The 19,934-nt window shown below is 59.4% G+C and carries 25 protein-coding genes; 10 read left to right on the top strand and 15 right to left on the bottom strand.

Annotated features, from left to right (window positions below):
• The first annotated feature begins 57 nt into the window (after positions 1-57).
• Positions 58-447 (top strand): MAPEG family protein, encoded by a 390-nt coding sequence (locus AAC599_RS09080; protein ID WP_340150088.1) that lies wholly within the window; start codon positions 58-60, stop codon positions 445-447.
• A gap of 82 nt (positions 448-529) precedes the next feature.
• Here AAC599_RS09080 and AAC599_RS09075 read toward each other — a convergent pair whose 3' ends face one another.
• Positions 530-1,111 carry a TetR/AcrR family transcriptional regulator gene (locus tag AAC599_RS09075; protein ID WP_340150087.1) on the bottom strand — a complete coding sequence of 194 codons (582 nt, stop codon included), beginning with the start codon at positions 1,109-1,111 and terminating at the stop codon, positions 530-532.
• Positions 1,112-1,227: 116 nt separating this feature from the next.
• On the opposite strand from AAC599_RS09075, the gene AAC599_RS09070 reads away from it, so the two are divergent.
• Complete coding sequence (locus tag AAC599_RS09070; protein ID WP_340150086.1) at positions 1,228-1,884, top strand: glutathione S-transferase; 657 nt, start codon at positions 1,228-1,230, stop codon at positions 1,882-1,884.
• A 61-nt stretch (positions 1,885-1,945) separates the two neighbouring features.
• Here the strand turns inward: AAC599_RS09070 and AAC599_RS09065 are convergent, their stop codons facing one another.
• Positions 1,946-2,572, bottom strand: a complete 627-nt coding sequence (locus AAC599_RS09065) for a glutathione S-transferase family protein (protein WP_340150085.1) — start codon at positions 2,570-2,572, stop codon at positions 1,946-1,948.
• 131 nt (positions 2,573-2,703) lie between these two features.
• On the opposite strand from AAC599_RS09065, the gene AAC599_RS09060 reads away from it, so the two are divergent.
• Positions 2,704-2,901, top strand: a complete 198-nt coding sequence (locus tag AAC599_RS09060) for a GDCCVxC domain-containing (seleno)protein (RefSeq protein WP_340150084.1) — start codon at positions 2,704-2,706, stop codon at positions 2,899-2,901.
• A complete protein-coding gene (locus AAC599_RS09055) occupies positions 2,892-3,452 on the top strand; it encodes a nucleotidyltransferase family protein (protein ID WP_340150083.1) in 561 nt (186 codons plus the stop codon). Before AAC599_RS09060 ends, AAC599_RS09055 begins: the two co-directional genes overlap by 10 nt.
• Here AAC599_RS09055 and AAC599_RS09050 read toward each other — a convergent pair.
• Positions 3,437-4,129: a TetR/AcrR family transcriptional regulator gene (locus AAC599_RS09050; RefSeq protein ID WP_340150082.1), complete on the bottom strand. Its 693-nt coding sequence runs from the start codon at positions 4,127-4,129 to the stop codon at positions 3,437-3,439. The genes AAC599_RS09055 and AAC599_RS09050 overlap by 16 nt on opposite strands.
• On the opposite strand from AAC599_RS09050, the gene AAC599_RS09045 reads away from it, so the two are divergent.
• The gene (locus tag AAC599_RS09045; protein WP_340150081.1) at positions 4,117-4,527 is read left to right on the top strand and encodes a VOC family protein; all 411 of its coding nucleotides are present in this window, start codon (positions 4,117-4,119) and stop codon (positions 4,525-4,527) included. The genes AAC599_RS09050 and AAC599_RS09045 overlap by 13 nt on opposite strands.
• Before the next feature lie 11 nt (positions 4,528-4,538).
• On the opposite strand, the gene AAC599_RS09040 is transcribed toward AAC599_RS09045, so the two are convergent.
• The 3 genes from AAC599_RS09040 to AAC599_RS09030 all read right to left on the bottom strand — a co-directional run bounded on the left by AAC599_RS09040 (position 4,539) and on the right by AAC599_RS09030 (position 7,434).
• A complete protein-coding gene (locus AAC599_RS09040; protein WP_340150080.1) occupies positions 4,539-4,730 on the bottom strand; it encodes a hypothetical protein in 192 nt (63 codons plus the stop codon).
• 120 nt (positions 4,731-4,850) lie between these two features.
• A complete protein-coding gene (locus AAC599_RS09035; RefSeq protein ID WP_340150079.1) occupies positions 4,851-5,501 on the bottom strand; it encodes a hypothetical protein in 651 nt (216 codons plus the stop codon).
• 178 nt (positions 5,502-5,679) lie between these two features.
• Positions 5,680-7,434 carry a peptidoglycan-binding domain-containing protein gene (locus AAC599_RS09030; protein ID WP_340150078.1) on the bottom strand — a complete coding sequence of 585 codons (1,755 nt, stop codon included), beginning with the start codon at positions 7,432-7,434 and terminating at the stop codon, positions 5,680-5,682.
• A gap of 192 nt (positions 7,435-7,626) precedes the next feature.
• Between AAC599_RS09030 and AAC599_RS09025 the strand changes: the two genes are divergently transcribed.
• The gene (locus tag AAC599_RS09025; protein ID WP_340150077.1) at positions 7,627-7,830 is read left to right on the top strand and encodes a hypothetical protein; all 204 of its coding nucleotides are present in this window, start codon (positions 7,627-7,629) and stop codon (positions 7,828-7,830) included.
• 375 nt (positions 7,831-8,205) lie between these two features.
• Here the strand turns inward: AAC599_RS09025 and AAC599_RS09020 are convergent, their stop codons facing one another.
• Complete coding sequence (locus AAC599_RS09020; protein ID WP_293963626.1) at positions 8,206-8,385, bottom strand: hypothetical protein; 180 nt, start codon at positions 8,383-8,385, stop codon at positions 8,206-8,208.
• A gap of 164 nt (positions 8,386-8,549) precedes the next feature.
• Between AAC599_RS09020 and AAC599_RS09015 the strand changes: the two genes are divergently transcribed.
• The 3 genes from AAC599_RS09015 to der are packed head-to-tail and all read left to right on the top strand — an operon-like array spanning position 8,550 to position 11,916.
• Positions 8,550-9,197, top strand: coding sequence for a tetratricopeptide repeat protein (locus AAC599_RS09015; protein WP_340150076.1), 648 nt, complete (start codon positions 8,550-8,552; stop codon positions 9,195-9,197).
• Positions 9,198-9,201: 4 nt separating this feature from the next.
• A complete protein-coding gene (locus tag AAC599_RS09010) occupies positions 9,202-10,563 on the top strand; it encodes a PQQ-binding-like beta-propeller repeat protein (protein ID WP_340150075.1) in 1,362 nt (453 codons plus the stop codon).
• A gap of 3 nt (positions 10,564-10,566) precedes the next feature.
• Positions 10,567-11,916 (top strand): ribosome biogenesis GTPase Der, encoded by a 1,350-nt coding sequence (gene der, locus AAC599_RS09005; protein ID WP_340150074.1) that lies wholly within the window; start codon positions 10,567-10,569, stop codon positions 11,914-11,916.
• 15 nt (positions 11,917-11,931) lie between these two features.
• On the opposite strand, the gene AAC599_RS09000 is transcribed toward der, so the two are convergent.
• The 3 genes from AAC599_RS09000 to AAC599_RS08990 all read right to left on the bottom strand — a co-directional run bounded on the left by AAC599_RS09000 (position 11,932) and on the right by AAC599_RS08990 (position 13,857).
• Entirely contained in the window at positions 11,932-12,624 is a 693-nt protein-coding gene (locus AAC599_RS09000; RefSeq protein WP_340150073.1) for a hypothetical protein, read from the bottom strand.
• Positions 12,625-12,654: 30 nt separating this feature from the next.
• Positions 12,655-13,251 (bottom strand): hypothetical protein, encoded by a 597-nt coding sequence (locus AAC599_RS08995; protein ID WP_340150072.1) that lies wholly within the window; start codon positions 13,249-13,251, stop codon positions 12,655-12,657.
• 159 nt (positions 13,252-13,410) lie between these two features.
• Positions 13,411-13,857 carry a MarR family transcriptional regulator gene (locus AAC599_RS08990; RefSeq protein ID WP_340150071.1) on the bottom strand — a complete coding sequence of 149 codons (447 nt, stop codon included), beginning with the start codon at positions 13,855-13,857 and terminating at the stop codon, positions 13,411-13,413.
• 171 nt (positions 13,858-14,028) lie between these two features.
• Here AAC599_RS08990 and AAC599_RS08985 point away from each other — a divergent pair, with 171 nt between their 5' ends.
• On the top strand, positions 14,029-14,949 hold the full coding sequence (locus AAC599_RS08985) for a M28 family peptidase (RefSeq protein WP_340150070.1): 921 nt from the start codon (positions 14,029-14,031) through the stop codon (positions 14,947-14,949).
• Between the two features lie 155 nt (positions 14,950-15,104).
• Here AAC599_RS08985 and AAC599_RS08980 read toward each other — a convergent pair whose 3' ends face one another.
• From AAC599_RS08980 to radA, 5 genes are all read right to left on the bottom strand, one after another.
• Entirely contained in the window at positions 15,105-15,491 is a 387-nt protein-coding gene (locus AAC599_RS08980) for a hypothetical protein (RefSeq protein ID WP_340150069.1), read from the bottom strand.
• A 136-nt stretch (positions 15,492-15,627) separates the two neighbouring features.
• Positions 15,628-16,326, bottom strand: coding sequence for an SDR family NAD(P)-dependent oxidoreductase (locus AAC599_RS08975; protein ID WP_340150068.1), 699 nt, complete (start codon positions 16,324-16,326; stop codon positions 15,628-15,630).
• A 24-nt stretch (positions 16,327-16,350) separates the two neighbouring features.
• Positions 16,351-17,823: an amidophosphoribosyltransferase gene (purF, locus tag AAC599_RS08970; protein WP_340150067.1), complete on the bottom strand. Its 1,473-nt coding sequence runs from the start codon at positions 17,821-17,823 to the stop codon at positions 16,351-16,353.
• Complete coding sequence (locus AAC599_RS08965; protein WP_340150066.1) at positions 17,823-18,518, bottom strand: CvpA family protein; 696 nt, start codon at positions 18,516-18,518, stop codon at positions 17,823-17,825. The genes purF and AAC599_RS08965 overlap by 1 nt, the downstream gene beginning before the upstream one ends.
• A 24-nt stretch (positions 18,519-18,542) precedes the next feature.
• Entirely contained in the window at positions 18,543-19,922 is a 1,380-nt protein-coding gene (gene radA, locus AAC599_RS08960) for a DNA repair protein RadA (protein ID WP_340150065.1), read from the bottom strand.
• Between the last annotated feature and the right edge of the window lie 12 nt (positions 19,923-19,934).

Genomic DNA, 19,934 nt, shown 5'->3' with positions numbered 1-19,934 from the left:
GGTGCATGATGCGCGGGCGACCGGGTTGCGGCGCGGATAACGGGGGAAGAGTTAGTTATGCATGTTACGATTACACCCATTTTTGCGGCGCTGCTGGCGCTGATCTTTGTGCTGTTGAGCATTCGCACCGTTCGCATGCGGTGGAAGACCCGCATTTCCATGGGCGATGAGGGGAATGTCGAGATGCAGCGGGCGATCCGGGCCCATGCGAACTTTATCGAATATGTGCCAATCACGCTGCTGCTGATGCTGTTTCTGGAGATGCGCGCCGTCAGCATATATGGAGTGATCGCGATTGGCGTGCTCCTGTTCGTCGGGCGCTGCCTGCACGCCATCGCCCTCAGCGGCAAGAAGATGAATTTCAAATTCCGCGCCTCGGGAATGATCCTCACCTTCACGGCGCTCATCGTTGGCAGCCTGTGGCTGCTCTTCACCTATCTCATCTGACAGAGGGGAGGGGGAAGATGATTGCGCTTCTGTTTTTGTCGCTTACCCTCGCGATCCTCGCCGCCTGGCGGGATAGATGGGATTATCCTACGGTCTGTTCGATGACAGGGAGTAGGCCCGCCACGCGGTAGGTGTCGATCAACGAATCAAAAAGCGAAATGTCGGAGCGACTCCTCGCCATGAGTTGCGCGCCCGCGACGGCGGCGAAGATGGCGCGGGCCCGCGGCTCGCTCTCGTCGGAATTGACCACGGACGCAGCCGACAGCATCTGGCTCAGCCATGCCACGTTGACATCCGCAAATGTCTGGACCTCCTTCTTCACCGTTTCCGGCAGATCATCATATTCGGCCGCCATGAAACTGCAGAGGCATATACGATTGTCTCTCTCCAGCGCCGTGCGAAAAATATCGGGATACTGTTGCAGGCTGCGGATCGGATCCGAGGTTTCGGCCAATAGAGAGTCGAGTTTAGCCGCAGTGTCCTCCCAATAGCGCCGCGCGACAGCCGCACCGAGATCCGCTTTGCTCGGGAAATAATAGTGGATGCTCGCGGCCTTGATGCCCACTTCATCCGCGATATCGCGGAAATTCAAGCCGCTGTAACCATGTGCCTGTGCGGTCTTTCTGGCTGCCGCCAGAATGGCCTCCCGGGAGTTTGATCTCATTTCTTCGCCTCACCTTATATTTCCAGTTACCTGCCAAGTGATAGATAGACTTTGACAGGGGACATTTGAAGCTTTATTTTAAATCTATCAAGTGATAGGTAGACAAAGGAAACGTGATGAAAATATACGATTGGCATACCGGCCCTTATCCGGCTCGGGTCCGTATCGCCCTGGCCGAGAAGAACCTGCGATCACAGGTCCAGTTCGTGTCGGTCGATCTGCGGAAAGGCGCGCACAAGACGCCCGAGTTTCTCGCCAAGAACTATTCGGGCACGCTGCCGGTGCTTGAACTCGACGACGGAACCTTCATTGCCGAATGCACGGCCATTACCGAATATCTCGACGCGCTTGATGGCGTTCCGACGCTCACCGGCAGGACGCCGCGGGAGAAGGGCATGATCCACATGATGAGCAAGCGCGCCGAGTTGGAGTTGCTCGACGCCATCAGTGTCTATTTCCACCACGCCACACCGGGGCTCGGACCCGACGTCGAGGTCTATCAGAACGCCGAGTGGGGATTTCGTCAGCGCGACAAAGCCATAAGGGGCATGCATTACTTCGAGGGCATTCTGAAAATGCAGCCGTTCATCGCCGGTGAGGTCTTCTCGATGGCCGACATTACGGTCATCGGCGGCCTGATCTTCGCTCAGCTCGTGAACCTGCCGGTACCTGCGGAGTGCGCGGCTCTTCAGGCTTGGTACGACAGGATGCAGGAGCGTCCCAGCGTGCAGAACCGCGTGACGATGTCAAAACCGGCAGAGGCGTCCAGCTGACCTAGCGCTCCTCGTCGCCAGCCTCCGGCTGCTCTACAGCTATTTGTAGGCGGATAGACCCTTACGCCGCCTTGTCCTCCGGCCAGGGGCTTTTCCAGGCGGGGATCTGCTCGAGACCCGCGAGCCAGCGGGTGATATTCGGGAAATCAGCGAAGGGCATCTCCGCCTCCCGCCAGTAGCGGGCCATGGAGGCGAGGGAAAAGTCGGCGATGGTCAGCCGGTTCGCGGCGACGAAGTCCTTCCCCTCCAGATGCGCGTCCAGCACCTTCGCATACTTAACGCAATTCTTCTCTGCCTTTTTGAGGGTCTCCGCATCCGGCGGACCCATGTTGAAGGTCTTCTTCACGATATGCTCGATATAATAGGGGCCGACGGCGCCGACCCAGTGCCCCTCGTTCCAACTCAGCCAGCGCAGCACCTCGACCTGTTCGGCAAGGTTCTCCGTCGGCCACAAATCGGAGCCTGCCTTGATGCAAATATGCGCCATGATCGCCGCCGATTCAAAGAGGACGAGGTCGCCATCGACCAGCGTCGGGGCCTTGCGGTTGGGATTGAGCGCCTTGTATTCCGGCGTATGCAGGCCGCCCGCCGCCGCATCGATCTTGATCAGCTCCGCCTCCACGCCCAGATGCTTGATGAGCGCCAGAGCCCGCATCGGCGCCTGCGCCGGTATCCAGTAAATCTTCATCGCCTCTTCTCCCTCGCAGTTTTTCTTAAAACCATGCCCGCGTCGTTGCCGCGATGTCAATATGCTTGCTGGCAATTGATTTCCGCCCGCCGAACGGGGATGATGGGCTGAGGAGAGATGAGGAACATGGGATGGAACTGATATCCGAAATCACCTGCCCCCGCTGCGGACACCGGGAGAGGGAGGAAATGCCCGTGGACGCCTGCCAGTGGTTCTACGATTGCAAGGGGTGCGGTGCGCTGTTGAAGCCGGAGGCGGGCGACTGCTGCGTCTTCTGCTCCTACGGCACGGTGCCCTGTCCCCCCGTGCAGCAGGGAAAATGCTGCTGAGCGAGGCGGATATCCTCGATCTTGTCCGGTCTGATTCGTTTATGATGGCGGCGCTGGAGGCTGCGCGGGCGCTGGCCTTGCCCGACTGGATGATCGGCGCGGGCTTCGTCCGCAACAAGGTCTGGGACCATCTTCATGGCTATCCCGGTGACGGGGGACAGGGGGCGGATATCGACCTTATCTATTTCGATCCGCTGGATATATCGCGGGAAACGGAGAAGGCGCATGATGACTGGCTGCGGCAGCGGCTCAATGCGGACTGGTCGGTGAAGAATCAGGCGCGCATGCATATCCGGAACGGACGGGCAGAGCCCTATCGGGGCAGCAGGGCGGCGCTCTCCGACTGGCTGGAAACGCCGACATGCGTTGCTGTGCATCTTGATGCGGGCGGGGAGCTCAGCCTGATCGCGCCTCATGGCATCCGGGACCTTGTGGAGCTTATCGTTCGGCCGAGCCTCGCTGGGAAACAAAAGCCGGCGGCCTATCAGGAACGCCTCGCGGCCAAGAACTGGCAGCGGCGCTGGCCGAAACTCCGTTATCTCGCGGGCTGAGACGGCGCCGTGGCAATGCCTTTCAGCAACGCGTCGATGGCGGCGCGGTAGGGGGCCGGGGGCTCCCCCTCGGCGATGGCAAGTGCCGCGCGGTCAAAGGCGGCGGAGAGAAGATCGGCCAAGGGTTCCAGCGGGATACCGGCCCGGATCTGGCCCTGCCGCGCCGCTTCCTCGAGCCCCGCAAGCAGGCTCTCCCCGCCGGTCTGGCGGTCGATCCGCTCGATCTCCAGCACGCCGAGCACGACCGGCCCCTCCAGCAGGACAAGCCGCGCCCGGCCGGGCGTCGTCATCGCCTCGAAATAGGCATCGCTGCCGGTCTTCAGCGCCGCCATCGGGTCCGTCATGCCTTCCGTGCGGTGGTTGATCGCCGCCGCAATCTCCGTCATTTCCGCCTCGATCACCGCGCGGAAGAGGGCGGCCTTGTCCGGGAAATGATGATAGAGCGCGCCGCGTGTGACCTCTGCTCTCGCGACAATCTCCGGCGTGCCCGTCTCGGCATAGCCCTTTTCCACAAACAGCGCCCGGGCGGATGTGATCAGCGCGGCCCGGGTCGCTTCGGTCCGCTCCTTGTTCGAGCGGATGGTTTTTTTCTGTTGCATACATGCAGCCTGTATGTAAAATAAGCCTGACCGGACTATACCCCATCCAACGGAGGAAGCAAACAATGAAATGCACACAATTTTATCCCGTCATCATGACCGACAAGGTACAGGAAACCGCGGACTTTTACGTCTCGCACTTTCGCTTCAAACCGGCGTTCGAGAGCGACTGGTATTTCCATCTGCAATCAACGGAGGATGAGGCCGTCAATATCGCGGTTCTTGATGGCTCCCATGAAACCGTGCCCGAGGAGGGGCGAGGCAAGGCGGCGGGCCTGATTATCAATTTCGAGGTTGAGGATGTCGATGCGGAATATGCGCGGGCCACCAAGGCAGGGTTGCCGATCCTGCTGGCGCTCCGCGATGAGGCCTTCGGACAGCGTCACTTCATCACGCAGGATCCGAACGGCGTTCTGATCGACGTGATCAAGCCGATCCCGCCAACGGCGGACTTCGCCGCACAATATGTGAGCTGAGGTGCGGGGACTTAGTGTTGTACGGGGGGATCGTCGCGGCGGCGGCCGTAGGTGCGGCTCTTCTCGATCTCGCTCTCGATCTCCTCGGCGATATCGGTCCAGCCATATTGCTTGGCCGCGTGAAAGGCGCGTTGCAGGCCACAGGTGTCAATGAGGTTGCGCACAATGGCGCGCTTGTGTTTATCCAGAGGCTGACTGCTCATCTTTCTACTCCGTCCTTCATTCAGGAAGGCTGCATATCGGGGCAGAATAAGGCCAAATCGTGAAATTTGCGTAAAGAGGCGCCGGGGGCGGTGTGCGGCCGCCCCGGCGTCAATCCGGCGCTATTGATTGCAGCTCCGGTTGGCCTCGGAGAAGAGGTCCCGCTGCACTTTCGCGCTGATCTGCCCGGTTGAGGCCTCCCATGTCGAGGCCATCGTCTCGCGGAGGCAGCTGCAATATTCCTCGACGGTCTTGCTTTTCAACTGCTTTTGAAGCTTTTCCCCTTTGAATTTACAGATCGGGGTTTCCGGGTCCAGAAAGATCGCGCCGGTTTTGCAGGTGGGCGCGTTATAGACCTGGACCATGGCGGCGGCGGCGATGCTGTTCATCGTTTTCGTATCCCAACTCGCCTGGTTCTTGAGCCTGTCGATATCCGCCTGCTCCTGATCAATTCGTTTCTGGTAACCGGCTTTGGCCTGCGCCTTCTGCTCCGCGGTCAGCCTGTCGTTGGACTGATGCTTCTTCATGATGTCCTGCAAATTGCCGATGGCCCGTTCCTTCATCGCCACCTGCTTGGCGACTTCCTTCTCCACATAGTCCGGCGCCTGATCGACGACGCACTGGCAGTCATAGAGGTTCTTCGCCGCCCGGTACCCTTCGCAATAGGTCTGGGTCCATTGGCCGAGGTCGGGCGCGCCGGCCGCGTTCGCACTCGTGAGGGTGAGAAGGCTGAGGGTGAGGAGAGTGAGGATCGAGAGAAGAGATTTCGGCACGGCAGTAGTCTTCCTTTGTTGCTTCTTCGGCACATTGGGGATGGGCGGGCCACGATGACGGGCATCGAGGGTCCACACCCCGAATTTTAAAGGCCATGCCCGCTATGTAAAGGAATTTATTGTGAGAATCCGGAGGCCTGCCGCAACAGGCTCCGGGTTTCACGTGAGGAGTGCCCCATCAATTACGGCACTGGGTGCGCGCTTTAACCGGAATATTGACGGCCACCTTGGAGCTGTAGGCATCAGTTGATGCGAGCCAGAGCTCTGCGGCTGTCTTGGCCGAACAGCTGCAATATTCCTCCGGGGATTTTCCTTTCACATTTTTTGACAAGGAAGAACTCAGACAGGTTTTATATTCTTTCTCGGCCATGCCGTTGCCGACCTTGCAGGCCGGATCCTTGTATAGATACAACTGAGCGCCCTGCACCATGGATTTGCGCATGGAATCGTCCCAGCTGGCCCGGTCCTCGATCTTTGCAATCTCCGCTTCGGCGCGCTCGATCTGTTGCCGCATGCCTTCTTCCAGCTGCGCTTTCCTCTCGGGTGTCAGTTTGGTGCTGGCATTGTTCGTCTTGATGGCGCCTTCGTATCCGGCGATGCGTTTCTTCCAGTAATCCGTCTGGCCATCAATCTGCGGGCCCATATATTTTTCAATATTTTGCGCAATACACTGGCAGTCATAGAAGTTCTCCGCCGAATAGTTCTGGGTGCACTGCTCGTAGGTCATTTTGCCTTCCGGGCTAAGGGTGCCTGCATAGGCGGCTTTCTTTTCCTTGTCCGCCTTTTCCGCGGCCATGGCAGCGGCCTGTTTCTCTTTCTCTGCCTGCTTCGCCGCCGCTATTTCCGGCGGCGGGGAGGAGAAGGTCGTCCAGTCCTCGCTATAGAGGAAGGGTTCGAACTTATCGACCCGGAATTCGAAGTCCTTGCCTGCCTGCACATGGGCGAGCAGGGCGGCAACCTCCGGCCCCTTGGCATGGAAACGGAGGTTGGTCGATCCGCCGCCCGAAATATTCTTTGCCGTGATTTCCGTGCCGCCAAAGCGGATCAGGACAACGGACGGCGGATCATAGCTGTCGGTTTTCCGGAATTCATTTCCAACCAGCGAGCGTATGTCGATCTTGACCCCGGGCGGCACTTGCATCCCGCTCAGGCTGCGCTGGGCGAAAAGCTCGTCCCCCTTGATCTCGGCGTAGAACCGCTCCGGCTCCCTGTCCTTGATCAGCAGCCATTTCCCTTCCAACTGCGGCGCACCGCCTTCATAGGCATAGGCCCGGTCATAGTCCGCCGGGTTGAGGGATTTCTGCGCGGCTGCCGGTTCGGCTTTCTGCTCGGGCGCCGGGGCAGGTACGGCCTTTTTCACGGACGCCGGTGCAGGCGCCGCTTTCTTCTCCGCCGCCATCCCGTTCTTTTCGGAGGTGGCGGTACCCATCGGCGTCGGTGCCGCCTGAAGGGCGCTCACCAGTTCCGGTGTAACCATGCCGTCCGCCTTGAGATTGTGGGATGTCTGAAAGGCGGTGATGGCCTTTTTTGTATTCGGGCCATAGGCGCCATCCACCCCGACGCCATAGCCGAGGCGCTTGAGTTCCTTCTGCGTTGCTATGACCAGCGCCGTATCGTTATTGCCGCTTGGTGACGCCGTTGTCGTAGTCGTGGCCGGGGCCGCCGTCTTCGGGGCCGACGGGGCGGTCACCGTGCTTGCGGCGGGGGCCTTGGGCGCGGCCGGGGCGGTGGTGGTCGCCGGTTTCTTGACCTGTCCTTCGCCGTCCGAGGTGGTCGGTGATTCGGGCTCCGCTTCCTTCAGGGCTTCGGCGGCCTTGTCCGTCAGCTCCGTCGCCGTGTCTTTCAGCTTGTCGAGCCAGTCAGCATTGGCGGCGTTGCTAATAAAAAGGGGAAGGCACGCAATCATCAGGATCGTCAGGATTCTTTTCGGCACGGCATGTGTCTTTCTTTTTTCGACCCCGGCAATGTAAAGGGGGTAAGCGTTTGAATTGAACAGCTTGCGATGTCATTATCGGGCCTGATTTTAATGTCCATAAATGCCATGTAAAGAATTTTATCCTTATGGCAAAAGCGGTTGCGGCGGGGACGCTGTTTTGCCGCCTTTTCTTCATTAGAGTTATTGCATATGCCCATCGGATATGGTATAATCAACGGGCTAGAAGGAATTGGATTTAACAACCGCTTCTTCCCCGGTTTTCGGGGGACTTTTACGGAGGTAAAGGACGGATTGGATATCAAATTCCCTTTATATAGCGATGTTGATGGTGCTGGGGCAGGCGCGATGAAAGCGCGGGTAATCGGCACCACCGGAAATTGGGGCGAACTTTAAGGACGCTTGAAAATGGCGCCTTGCGGATAATCAGGAAGTCCTGTGCCGGGTTACAAATCAGCATCGTCGATATCGGAGTGGACCGGAGCTTATTCTCCAAGCGGATAGATAATCCGGTTTCCCCTCGATTGATTGGACGCCCAGGTGGGACCCCTCGGACGAAATTTGCCGCGACATAAATCTGCATCAAAATCGATGCGGGGCTCGCGCAAACCGTCCGCCGCGTGTCACCGACGGGATGCTCACCTGCGGATGGCGGCTGTCCCCCGGCCAGGGGTGGCGACCCTCTTCAGGCGCGGACCCGGCGTTCTGTTTCCTTGTATAACTCCGGCGGCACACGGGAAGACTCCCTCACGCCCTGACGGAGATGCGCCTCTACCCGCCGCCGAAGGTCTTGTAGAGGAACGCGATGACCAGCGCCACCGCCAGCCATATGGCGATGTTGCGCAACAATGCCGCCTTGCCGGCGCGGCGCGTGTAGTAGAGGAAGCCCGGCAGCACCAGAAACAGCACCATGAGCAGGGCGACGAGTTGCAGAATTTGTCCTTCGGCCATGCCTTTTCGCCTTTATCGTCACAATTTTGCCCGCCTTGACAGCCATAGGAGGACTGTTTCAGTCAAAATATCAAAAATTTGGCGGATAGCGAGACAACATTTGCTTAAATTGCCCCGGCGGTTTATTTTGCACGCAATTTCTAAGGGCGGAACTGGAGTTTTTTGTGGCCGATATTTTTAACGAAGTCGATGAGGATGTCCGGAAGGAAAAATCACTGGCACTTTGGAAGGCCTATGGCAAATATGTCATCGGCGCTGCGGTACTGATTGTCGCCGCGACGGCGGGCTATGTCGGATGGCAGAATTATACCGTGAACCAGTCCCGCACCCAGGGGGCCGAATTCTCCGCGGCGGCGGCGCTGATGGCGGCGGAAAAGCCGGGTGAGGCCGCGGCGGCCTTTGCCGGGCTTGCCGAAAGCGGAAACGCCGGATACCGTCCGCTCGCCAGCCTGCGGGAGGCAGCGGCCTTCCTTGCGGTCGGGGACGGGGACAAGGCCCTCGCGATTTATGACGCGCTGTCGGCCGATGGCTCCGTCGATCCCGAATTTTCCGCGCTCGCCGATCTGATGGCGGGCTATTACCTGCTCGATAATGGCACGACCGACGAGGTCCGGAACCGGATTGCGCCGCTGACCGAAGCGGGCAGCCTGTTCAACGCCTCGGCAAACGAACTGCTGGCGCTGACCTATATCAAGGACGGGGAGACCGGGAAGGCTCGCGACGTGCTGACAACCCTCCAGAATGACGCGACCGTGCCGGAGGATATCAAGGGCCGGGTGAGCCAGCTTCTCGCGGCACTGGGAGGGTCGTAACCCGATGCCCCGACGCCTGAAGCCGACCGTAATCCGCCCCCTTCTGAGGCCGGCGCTGATGGGCGCGGCCCTTCTCGGCCTTGGCGCCTGCAGCTGGTTCGGAAATCCCGAAGCGCCGCCGCTGCCGGGGGACCGTATTTCCATCCTGTCGCTGGAACAGACGCTGGAGGCCGATGCAGGTCTCGCCGATCTGCAGGTGCGGTTGCCCGCGCCATATGAGAATGCCAACTGGCCGCAGGCGGGCGGCGTACCGTCCCACACGCTCTATCACCTTGAGCTCGGCGACGAGCTGGAGGAAGCCTGGCGGGTTTCCATCGGTGACGGATCGGATGACGAGAACCGCATGTTCTCCTCCCCCGTGATTGCGAACGGCAAGGTCTATACGATGGACTCAAGCGCCGAGGTCACCGCCTATTCGGCCGCCGACGGCAAGGAGCTCTGGTCGGTCAACCTAACCCCGGAAGACGAGGATGAAGGCAATATCGGCGGCGGGCTCAGCTTCGAATATGGCCGCGTCTTCGCCACCACCTCATATGGCGATATCGTCGCGCTGGACGGCGAAAGCGGCGAGACCGTCTGGAAAATCGGGCTGGGCGTGCCGCTCCGGGCGGCGCCGACCATTGCCGACGGGCAGGTTTTCGTCATCACCTTCGACAGCCGGATTTTCGCCCTCAACGCGGCCACCGGCGACATTAACTGGAATTTCGAGGGTGGCATCGAGACCACGGGCCTGCTCGGCGCGGCGAGCCCCGCCTATGACAACGGCACGGTCGTTGTGCCCTTCGCGAGCGGCGAGCTTTATGCCTTTCGCGCCGCCAACGGCCAGCAGGCCTGGAGCGATCAGCTTGTTCGCCGCCGCCTCTACAGCTCGCTCACATCGCTCACCGATATCAACGCCTTTCCGGTCATCGACCGCGGGGTTGTCTATGCCGCCAGCTATTCCGGCCGCATGATCGCCGTTGATTTGCGCACCGGCAACCGGCTGTGGGATCAGGAAATCTCGACCCTGCAGACCCCCTGGGTGGCGGGCGATTTCCTCTTCGTCGTCTCGACCGACGGCGATCTGGTCTGTATGTCCCGGCGCAACGGCCTGATCCGCTGGGTCCGCCCCCTCGGGAAATATGAGGATCCGGAGGACAAGCGCGACCTGATCATCTGGACGGGCCCGATCCTGGCCAGCGACCGCCTGATCCTCGTTTCCAACTACGGGCTGGCGGTTTCCGTCTCCCCCTATGACGGCAAGGTGCTCGGCCGGATGGAACTGTCGGATCCGGCCTCGATCCCGCCGGTGGTGGCCGGCAATACGCTCTATATCCTGACGGACGACGCCGATCTTGTGGCCCTCAGGGCGCCGGGCGCAGAATAGACCATGACTTTTACCGTCGCGATTATAGGCCGTCCGAATGTCGGCAAATCGACCCTGTTCAACCGTCTGGTGGGCAAGAAGCTGGCGCTTGTCGATAACACGCCGGGGGTGACCCGCGACCGCCGCGAAGGCGAGGGGAGCATCAGCAACCTCAACTTCCGAGTCATCGACACCGCCGGGCTCGAGGAGAAATTTGACGACAGCCTGGAAGGACGGATGCGCCGCCAGACGGAAATCGCGCTGGAAGAGGCCGATGTCGCCCTGATGCTGATCGATGCGAAGGCGGGCGTCACCCCGCTGGACGAGCATTTTGCCGGGTGGCTCAGGCGGGCGAAAACACCGGTCATTCTGGTTGCCAACAAATGCGAGGGCAAGGCGGGGGAGCCCGGCCTGATGGAGAGCTATGCGCTCGGTCTCGGCGATCCCGTCGCCCTCTCCGCCGAGCATGGGGAGGGCATGGCCGAGCTGTTCGACGCGCTGCTCCCTTACGAGAAGACGAAAGACGAAGACGGGAACGCCGAAGACGCAGAGGATGCGGAAAAGCCCCTGCAACTCGCCATTGTCGGTCGCCCGAATGCGGGCAAATCGACGCTGGTCAATTATCTCATCGGGGAGGAGCGGATGCTGACCGGGCCCGAGGCCGGGGTCACCCGCGATGCCATCGCCGTCGAATGGGAGTTTGAGGGGCGGGCCATCAAGCTCGTCGATACGGCGGGCTTGCGCAAAAAAGCGCGGGTGCAGAAGAAGCTCGAAAAGCTCTCGGTCGCCGACAGCCTCCGGGTGATCCGCATGGCGGAGGTCGTCGTGCTGATGATAGATGCCGAGGAAACTTTCGAGAAACAGGACCTCACCATCGCCGCCCATGTGATCGAGGAGGGGCGGGCGCTGGTCATCGCCGTCAACAAATGGGACAAGGTGAAGGACCGGCAGGGGACGCTGAAACTCATTCGCGACCGGCTCTCGATCTCGCTGCCGCAGGTGCGCGGCATTCCGGTGATCACCCTCTCGGCGCTCTCGGGGCGCGGGGTGGAAAAGCTGATGCCGGCGGTGCTGGAGGTCTATGCGCTCTGGAACAGCCGCATCTCGACCGCGCGCCTCAACCGCTGGCTGGAGATTATGCTGGAGCAGCATCCGCCGCCCATGGCCAAGGGACGCCGCCTCAAAATCCGCTATATGACGCAGGTCAAGGCGCGCCCGCCGACCTTTTCCCTCTTCATGTCATCGCGCGGCGAACTGCCCGAAAGCTACCTTCGCTATCTGGTCAACGGCCTGCGCCAGGACTTCAACCTCCCCGCCGTCCCGATACGGATTTTCCCAAGAACTGGGAAGAATCCATACGCGGATAAGGGGTGAGGGTGTGAGATTGAATTACTCTGAGTTGAAAAGACGATAGAGTTTTTTCGCGAAGTCTTTTGTATGTTCCTTATCTCCACCTAATCCCATTGTTTCAGTTTCTATGATCCAGAGGTGCTGAAATAACTTTTCAATACTTGCACCGTCCATCAGCAGATTACAGACGCCTCCTACATAACTATCATATTCATCGCGGGCTTCTGGATACTCAGAGATTCCAATTGGATCCCAGCGATAAAGAAGCGCATCGCTTACCATTGAACGGAGTTGGCCTTCTCTGTTTTCAAATGGATTAAATTCGCGATCCATGAGCTTGCGATATTTCAGAAATAATTCGATCTCCTCGGCATGACCATCCAAGAGCCGTTCATAAAAAAGGTGGTTAGATGCCCATTCAGGAAATACAAGCGCAGAAGAAATTTGACCTACGCCATTATCGTATGTTTCCAATCTCCAAAATCTTGAGAGTCTATCATCTGAGATATCAAAAAATTCTGCGAAGAAGGGTGTCGGGAATTCGTCCATTTCACTATCGCATAGATAAAATAGAGGGCTGTTATCCCAAAATACAATTCCGTAAACTGTATATTCTCTGCCGGTTTCAAGATTGAGTTCGCCATCAGGCATATTGATATACTTTTCTAGTCTAGCCAGTAACCTTTCATCAGAAATGCTTTTCAAGTTATCGAATTTGGCAATTACTTTCATATCAAATCCCCCGATCACCTTTCCGTCCATCTATTCCGGTATGGTCAGGATAATGTCGTCATCCTCGATGATTATCGTATCGTCATAGTCAATTCCGTTGGTGAGATAGCCGAGCTCCCTCACAAGTTTCTTGCCGGAGACAAATCCGATCGTGACGTCATAATGCGCGTCCGATACAACATAGAAATGAAAGTTTTTCTCTCTTCCTCGCGCCAGATTGGCGAACGTCATTTGCTGGTCGCGGATTTCGATGCTGCCGGTCGCAACGGTTTCTGTCGCCATATTGACGATCCGCACTTTGCCGACATCTCCGAGTATGAGATATGATGCATTTATACCGACCCATAAAATAAAGGATCCACATACAGCAACGGCTGTGATTTTTAACCAGCGTTTGGCCTTGGCTTTCTCAACAAGGCGAATAAGGAGCCCTAAATCAATGACGAGGAAGAGGGCGGCGAGGGTGGAATAAATCCAGAATTGCCGCTCAAAGGCATCAAAGCCTGGGGCGTGTTCCGGAAAACTTGCAATCCAGGCCAGCGTAATTGCCTGCATCGCAGTGATAACCGCCACCAAAAAGAAGCCCGCCGTCAGGGCCATGAGGCATAGAGTTTTCAAGAGCTGCATTTACTATGAACTCGACAATTTACTCAATGTAAGCAATTTATTCGATTTCTAGTATCGCATATTTTCAACTTAATGGAAGGAAAACTGCCCCCTAGACAGCACACTGTTCTCCTCTCTCCCGCGCATGGGCAAACCCGTACGCGGAGAATGGGGGAGGGGTCAGAGTTTATGGCGGAATTCGCCGAGGCGGGTTTCGAACTCGGCGATTTTTTGCGCGCTCAAGGCATTGACCGGCAGGCCGGAGAGATTGTCCCTCAGGATATTCCCCGCATCCTCCAGCAGCTCGCGCCCGGCGGGCGTGATCACGGCGAGGCTCTGGCGGGCATCGCGCTCGCTCCGCTCGGTCACCACCAGATGGATTTTCTCCAGCGGTTTCAGCGCGCGGGTAACCGCAGAGGCGGTCAGGCCAACGCTATCGGCGAGATCGATCCGGGAGAGGCCGGTCGGGCCGGCGGCCGACAGGGCCTTCAGCAAACGGTATTCACTGAAGCTGACCCCCTTCGTGCAGGACAGCACGCGATCGAGCTTGCGCTCAAGCGACGCCGCTGTTTCCAGGAACTGAAGGACGGTTGGTTCTGTGTGTGGGGCAAGGTCTAATGTTTTCATGCATGCGTAATACATGATTACTCACGTAATATGCAAGCATTTTTTTCGGTGGGGCGTGAGAATGGGGTTGTAAGGCCCTGCAGGGGCCGTTTTTCATCTTTTTCCGTGCATCAGAATTCATATTATTCTACCTTCCGGAAAAGGCTTTCTTCGTATTGACAGGGCAAAGGTATGAGAAAATTTCCGGCGGCATGTATGGGTATGGTGATGGCGGGCCTTGCGGGCTGTGCGACGCCGATCGAGAAGGGGCCCGATATCGGGCATTATCTCGCGGCGCCTTCGCCCTATCGCCTGGTGGAGGTGATGTCCGGCAAGGAGAACAGGGAGCGGCGGAACATCCTTGAGCAGGCCCTGACGGCGTCGGGAATATCTTACCGCTCCGATCCTTTCGTCCATGAGGGGCGGGAGGGCACAAATATTTTTGCCGACCTCGGAACGAAATCGCCGACATTGATCGTCGCCGCCCATTTTGACCGGACCATGGGCTCGCCCGGCGCGAATGACAACGCCTCCTGCGTGGCGGCGGCGGTGTCCGCCTATGAAATGCTCGCGGGCGGGGATCCGCTTCAGCATATCAAGCTGCGCTTTCTCTTCCCGGACATGGAGGAGCGCGGCCTGATCGGCAGCCGAAACTACATTAAAAATCAGGGCGTTGACGATGTTATCGGGGTCATAAGCTTCGAGATGTGCGGCATTGGCGATGCGTTCGGCATCTGGGATGTCCGGGACGGTCTCGCGGCCTCCCTGCCGGTCAGGGCATTGCAAGCGGCGGGCAAGGCAAACAATGTCTATAACGCGACCCACGGCCCGGTGCCGCGCTATTCCAGCGACCATCATGTGTTTTTCCTGGAGGGGATTCCCGCCGTCGGGGTGACCATGCTGCCGAAAACCGACGAGACGGTGCTGCGCGACTATATCGAGAACCCGAACGCCTTCAAATGGATCAGCACGTCCAACCGCCCGACCATCTTCCAGACCTATCACACGGCAGAGGATGCCCCCGCCACCCTAAACCCGGAAACACTGGAGATGACGGCGAGAATAATCGTCTCGACCGCGCAAGAGTTCGACCGCCTTGCCGGGGAAAAGTAGGCGTCCGGGCCTTTCGCTTCGGGACGGCCTGTGTTGACGGGACAAGTTGAAAGGGGCTTCAGATCAGTTACCCCCCCACCCCCCAAACCAGGCCATTCTTGTGGTCCAAGATGGTATCCCGGGAAAATTTATGCGAGGCTTCTAACCGGTGATTGTCACGGATGGACGCGATGGAAATAGGCCGTATGGCCGAAATGCGTCGTGGTTGACAGGATGCCATTCTCGTCAAATTTATAGGCACCGTCCTTGCCTTCCTGAAACGGGCCGTCGCCGCATTTATATTTGACATTCTCGCGCAGGAGCATATCACCCTCCACCCGCCCGGTCGCTGTCACGGTTCCGGGGCCGCCGTCCGGACAATGGTTGAACGCGTCGGTCGTCACGACAATCCGGTAGCTGCCGTCTTCCAGTTTGACCACCGACAGGGTGGCGATGGCGCCGTCAAGGTGATCGACATTCTGGTAAAGCCCTGTCCATTTATCGGCGAGCGCCGTGCCGGTCATCATCAGTAGTGTGAAGGCCGCAATCGCGATCATGCGCATGGTGTCTCTCCTGTTCCGTCCAATGCCTGCCGCCACCGGCGTGCCATGCCGAGGGGGTGTCCGGCTGCATGATTGCTCGGAAATCGGGATCGGTCAAGAGTGATGTTCTCTTTTTGAGGGCGAAAAGCCGGCGAATTTACCCCCCAAACAGCACGCCATTCTCCTTACTCAGCACGGCGTCGAGGAACATCTGCGCTTTTGTCTCGGGGAGGGGGTGGTCGTTCGGGTTTTCGGCGGGGTAGGCGACGGCGCGCAGGCGCGTGCGGGTCGGGCCGGGGTCGATCAGGTTCACGGTGAGGCTGGTCTTGGCGACCTCTGCGGCGTAGGTTTTCGCGATCACCTCGAGCGCGGCCTTGCTGGCGGCGTAGGCGCTCCAGAACTGCTTGTCCTCGTGGGCGACATTGGAGGTGACAAAAAGCGCGCGGCCCGCCTCGCTCTGACGGAGCAGCGGATCGAGGGCGCGGATCAGCCGCTGGTTCGCATGGACATTGAGGCGGAAGACCTGCTCCCACAGCTCGGGCACATATTGCTGCGTCGGCATCAGCTTGCCGACCATGCCCGCATTGCCGACAAGGATATCGAGCTTTTTCCAGCGCTCATAAAGCGGCATGGCGAGGCCGTCGATGGCGGCGGTGTCGAGCAAATCGAGCGGCACCAATGTTGCACTGCCGCCCGCATTCTGGATCGCGTCATCGACTTCCTCCAGCCCGCCGACGGAGCGGGCGACGAGGATGACATGCGCGCCTTCGGCCGCAAATTTCTTGGCGACTTCGGCACCAATGCCGCTTGAGGCGCCGGTGATTAGCGCCACTTTATCTTTGAGTTTCAGGGACATGAAGGGCTTCTTTTATCTGAGAAATTAATAACGCTCGGCGAGCAGGGTCAGCTCCTTGTCGGCGCCGGTGTCGTTATCCACCAGCTCGATCGGGTAGTCGCCGGTGAAGCAGGCGTCGCAATATTGCGGCTGTTTCGCGTTGCGGCCCTCTTCGCCCATGGCGATATAAAGCCCGTCGAGGGAGATGAAATTGAGGCTGTCGGCGCCGATGAAGGCGCACATCTCGTCGAGGTCGTACTGTGCGGCGAGCAGTTTGTTGCGGCTCGGCGTATCGACCCCGTAGAAGCAGCTGTGGGTGGTCGGCGGGCTGGCGATGCGCATATGCACCTCCGTCGCCCCGGCCTCGCGCACCATCTGCACGATCTTGGTGGAGGTGGTGCCGCGGACGATGGAATCATCGACGAGGATGACGCGCTTGCCGCTGATCAGGGCGCGGTTGGCGTTATGTTTGAGCTTGACGCCGAGATGGCGGATCTGGTCCGTCGGCTCGATAAAGGTGCGGCCGACATAATGGTTACGGATGATGCCGAGATCGAAGGGAATGCCGGATTTCTCCGCATAGCCGATGGCGGCGGGGGTGCCGCTGTCGGGCACGGGGATGATCAGGTCCGCCGCGACCGGGTTTTCAGTTGCCAGCTGCCGTCCGATATCCTTGCGCACGTCATAGACCGAGCGTCCCTCGACCACGCTGTCGGGACGGGAGAAGTAAATATGCTCGAATATGCAGAAGCGCTTGGGCGGCGCCGAGAAGGGGAAATGGGTGCTGATACCGGTCTCATCAACGACCACCACTTCGCCGGGTGAGATATCGCGGATGAAGTCCGCCCCGATGATATCGAGCGCGCAGCTTTCCGAGGCGAGGATATAGGCGCTGTCGATCTTGCCGAGGACCAAGGGCCGTACGCCATGGGGATCGCGCATGCCGATCATCTTCTTGCTGGTCAGCGCGACGAGGGAATAGGCGCCGGTGATCTTCGACATCGCATCAACGATGCAATCGACGACGCGGGTTTTCTTGCTGTTGGCGACCAGATGGATGATGACCTCGGTATCCATGGTCGACTGGAAGATGCTGCCCTCCAGCACGAGGCGGCGGTGCAGGGTGGAGGCGTTGGTGAGGTTGCCGTTATGGGCGACCGCCAGGCCGCCGTTGGCGAGATCGGCGAAGATCGGCTGCACATTGCGAAGGACGGTGCCGCCGGTGGTGGCGTAGCGGTTATGGCCGAGCGCGGCGCTGCCCTTGAGGCTGCCGATCACCTCTTCGGAGGAGAAATTGTCACCAACCTTGCCCATGGCCTTGTGCGAATGGAAATGCTTGCCGTCATGGCTGACGATCCCGGCGGCCTCCTGCCCGCGATGCTGGAGCGCATGCAGGCCGAGGGCGGCGAGGGCGGCGGCCTCCGGATGGCCGTAGATCCCGAATACCCCGCATTCCTCATGCAGCTTGTCATCGTCAAACGGATTGCACAGATCACGGGGGGCGGCGGGCTCGGTCATTAGGGTTTATCCTGTGTCTTACTCTTGGTGAGATTTTCCATCTGCTGGCGGGCCTGGTCGTCATAGCCCTTGTCGAGCAGATTCTTGGCGCCCTCGACGGTGTTTTCGACACCGTCTTTTACATCGTCGGGCAATGCGTCATATTTCTCTTTGATGCGATCCACAGTGTCCTTGTCGCTTTCTTTCGAAATATTCAGGTTCTCCTGCATGTCGGGCGGCAACAGCCGGGCGACAAATTCGCCGCTTCCCTCGATCAGGGGCAGCATCTTCGCCTGCAATACCCAGTCGGGCCGGTCCTTCTCCGGGATGAACTGGACAAAAATCAGCCAGGCAATCCCGAGCAGGACAACGCCGCGTGCGAGGCCGAAAAATATCCCGAGGGAGCGGTCCAGCGCGCCGAGGCTCGACGCCTTGACCTTTTCCGATATCGCATGGCTGATATAGGACAAAATGACCAAAGAGAGAATAAAAATCACCGCGCCGGTCAAAATATCTGCAATCAGCAGGTTTAGGATAAACTCCCGGGCGATCGGCTGCAACAGCGGGAAGAGATAAAGGCTGAGGAAAACCGCCCCGACCCAGCCGGCCACCGACAGGGTTTCCTTCACGAACCCGCGGATGAAACCAAAGATCGCCGAAATCAGCAGGATAACCAGAATAACGGCGTCTGTCCCCTGGATAGGCATGTTTTCCATGGATACTCCTACTCTTGCACTCTACTACACGGCCCGGGATACCGCTTTCGTCTCGGTAAACAGAGACACGATTTCCCGTAAATGTTCAACTTCAATAATCTTCATCGCGCCGCCCTTGACCTTGCTGCCCGCCGGAATGATGGCAGTGGTAAAGCCGAGTTTCGCGGCCTCCTTCAGCCGGGCGTCAGTCTGGCCCACGGGGCGCACCTCGCCGGAGAGGCCGATCTCGCCGAAAAAGAGGCTGCCCGCCGGGACCGGTATATCGGAGGCCGAGGAGACTAGCGCCGCCGCGACCGCCAGATCCGCCGCCGGTTCCTGCACCCGAAGGCCGCCCGCGACATTCAAATACACCTCGCTGCCGGAAAAGGAAAGCTCGCAGCGCGTGTCCAGCACCGCCAGCAGCATGGCGAGGCGGCTCGCGTCCCAGCCGACCACGGCGCGGCGCGGGGTGGCCTGGGCGGTCGGGGCGACAAGGCCCTGAATCTCCACCAGCAGCGGGCGGCTGCCCTCCATCCCGGCAAAGACCGAGGCGCCGCTGATCGTCTTGTCGGGGCTTGAGATAAACAGCGAGGACGGGTTCTCCACCTGTTGCAGGCCGCGGTCCGACATCTCGAACACACCGATTTCGTCGGTCGCGCCGAAGCGGTTCTTGACGGCGCGCAGGATGCGGAACTGATGGCCGCGGTCGCCCTCGAAATAGAGCACGGTATCGACCATATGTTCGAGCACGCGGGGCCCGGCGATCTGCCCGTCCTTGGTGACGTGACCGACGAGAATGACGCTGGTGCCGGTCTTGCGGGCAAGGCGGATCAGCTCCTGCGCGCTGGCCCGCACCTGCGCAACGCTGCCGGGCGCACTCGGCAGATTGTCGGCGAAGACGGTCTGGATCGAATCGATGACCAGCAGTTTCGGCGTCTCCGCCTTCTCGACGCTGGTGATGATGTCGCGGATGGAGTTGGCGGAGGCGAGCTGCACCGGGGCGTCGGCAAGGCCCAGCCGCCGCGCCCGCATGGTGATCTGCTGCGTTGCCTCCTCGCCGGAGATGTAAATACAGGAGGAGCCCGCGAGCGCCATTTTCGCCACCGCCTGCAACAGCAGCGTCGATTTGCCGATGCCCGGATCGCCGCCGATGAGGATGGAGGAGCCGGGCACGAAGCCGCCGCCGAGCACCCGGTCCAGCTCGCCGATCCGGGAGAGGGTGCGTTTATGTTCGGAGATATCCGCATTGAGCGCGGTGAAGGTGAGGCTGCGGCCCTTGCCGGTGGTCAGGCCGCTTGGCACTGCCGTATCGCCGGTGCTCTCCAGCAGGCTGTTCCATTCGCCGCAGGAATCGCAGCGCCCTTGCCACTTCCGGTAGGTTTCGCCGCAGCTCTGGCAGGTGAATTGTTCGCTGGGTCGCGCCATTCAGCTTTCCGT

This window comes from uncultured Sneathiella sp., assembly GCF_963976355.1.
Taxonomy (GTDB): domain Bacteria; phylum Pseudomonadota; class Alphaproteobacteria; order Sneathiellales; family Sneathiellaceae; genus Sneathiella.
This window is presented reverse-complemented; position numbering and strand designations above follow the sequence as displayed.